Genomic DNA, 2011 nt, shown 5'->3' on the forward strand with positions numbered 1-2011 from the left:
ATTACCGCCAGCGTCAAACCCTGCGCAGCAGTACCGAGTCCTCGATGCAGGAACTCGGCAGCCTGACCACCAGCAACATCMAGACCTGGCTGGAAAGCCGCATCCAATTGCTGCAATCRCTGTCCCAGCAGATCGCCGTGGACGGCAGCGCCCCGGCCAATCTCAAACGCGCCATCGACCTGCCGGCCTATACCAGCAACTTCCAGCTGAGCTACTTCGGCGGCACCGATGGCGTGATGTTCTCGATCCCGGCCGGCAACCGCGCCGCGGACTACGACCCCCGCGCCCGTGGCTGGTACAAGGCAGCCAACAACGCGCAACAGACCATCGTCACCGAACCCTACATCGCGGCGTCGTCGGGCAAACTGGTGATCACCGTGGCCACGCCGGTGAAGTACCAGAGCCAGATGATTGGCGTCGCCGGCGCGGATATCGACCTGTCCAGCGTCAGCGCGATCATCAACTCGCTGAACTTCGGCGGTCATGGCCATGCGTTCATTGTCAGCGCCGACGGCAAGATTCTGATCCACCCGGACAGCAAACTGGTGCTCAAGAACCTGGCCGACGCCTACCCCAACGGCGCGCCGAAAGTCAGCCCGGGCCTGAAAGAAGTCGAACTGGACGGTAAAACCCAGTTCATCTCCTTCACCCACGTTAACGGTGTGCCGTCGGCGGACTGGTACGTGGCGCTGGTGCTGGATCAGGAAACCGCGTTCTCGATGCTCAGCGAATTCCGCACCTCGGCGATCATCGCCATGGTCATCGCCGTGGTGATCATCATCGCGCTGCTGAGCATGTTGATCCGCGTGCTGATGCAGCCGCTGCTGATCATGGGCCGCGCCATGCATGACATCGCCGAGGGCGAAGGCGACCTGACCAAACGCCTGACCATTCATGGCCAGGACGAATTCGGTGCTCTGGGCACCTCGTTCAACCGTTTCGTCGAGCGTATCCATACCTCGATCCGCGAAGTATCTTCGGCCACCGGCCAGGTCAACGAAGTTGCCCTGCGCGTAGTGGCGGCCTCGAACTCATCGATGTTCAACTCCGATCAACAGGCCTCGCGCACCAGCAGCGTCGCGGCAGCGATCAACCAGCTCGGGGCCGCCGCCCAGGAAATCGCCCAGAACGCCGCCCTCGCCTCGCAACATTCGAGCGACGCACGCAGCCTGGCCGAAGAGGGTCAGCAGGTCGTGGATAAAACCATCGCCGCGATGCACCAGCTTTCGGCAAAAATCAGCGATTCGTGCGGCAACATCGAAACCCTGAACAGCAACACAGTGAACATCGGACAGATTCTGGAAGTGATCACCAGCATCTCGCAACAGACCAACCTGCTGGCCCTCAACGCAGCCATCGAAGCTGCCCGTGCCGGTGAAGCCGGCCGTGGTTTTGCCGTGGTGGCCGACGAAGTACGCAACCTCGCCCACCGCACTCAGGATTCGGCGCAGCAAGTGCAGAAGATGATCGAGGAGCTGCAAGTTGGGGCCCGGGAAGCGGTCAGCACCATGACCGACAGCCAGCGCCAGAGCGAAAGCAGCGTCGGCATCGCCAACCAGGCTGGCGAACGCCTGGGCAGCGTGACGCAGCGCATCGGTGAAATCGACGGGATGAACCAGTCGGTGGCTACCGCGACTGAAGAACAGACCGCCGTGGTGGAATCGATCAACGTCGACATCACCGAGATCAACACGCTGAACCAGGAAGGCGTGGAGAACTTGCAGTCGACTTTGCGTGCGTGTGCCGATCTTGAGCAGCAAGCGGCGCGGTTGAAGCAGTTGGTCGGTAGTTTCCGGATCTAAGGCGCTCTCACCGGCCTCATCGCGGGCTTGCCCGCGATGCCGGCATCAGCAACAACGAAAAGCTAGAAGCGCGATCCTGGCCCCGAAAGAAACTCCAGCTCCTCAGCCGTAGACTCACGCCCCAACACCGCATTGCGATGGGGAAACCGCCCAAATCGCGCAATGATCTTCTGATGCCGTTCGGCGTAATCCAGGTTGCTGGCAAACAC

Annotated in this window: 2 protein-coding genes and 1 pseudogene; 2 read left to right on the top strand and 1 reads right to left on the bottom strand. The window is 61.4% G+C overall.

Annotated elements, in window-relative coordinates; all coding sequences use genetic code 11:
* Positions 1–44: 44 nt before the first annotated feature.
* Both AC1DLB_RS28670 and AC1DLB_RS28675 read left to right on the top strand, forming a co-directional pair.
* Positions 45–896, top strand: a pseudogene (locus AC1DLB_RS28670) (cache domain-containing protein); the annotation flags it as partial.
* A gap of 141 nt (positions 897–1037) precedes the next feature.
* Positions 1038–1802, top strand: coding sequence for a methyl-accepting chemotaxis protein (locus AC1DLB_RS28675; protein WP_370695245.1), 765 nt, complete (start codon positions 1038–1040; stop codon positions 1800–1802).
* Between the two features lie 62 nt (positions 1803–1864).
* Here AC1DLB_RS28675 and AC1DLB_RS28680 read toward each other — a convergent pair.
* On the bottom strand, positions 1865–2011 hold a 147-nt coding region (locus tag AC1DLB_RS28680), incomplete at its 5' end, for a DUF924 family protein (protein ID WP_477786156.1).

This window comes from Pseudomonas sp. 05N434, from assembly GCF_056396965.1.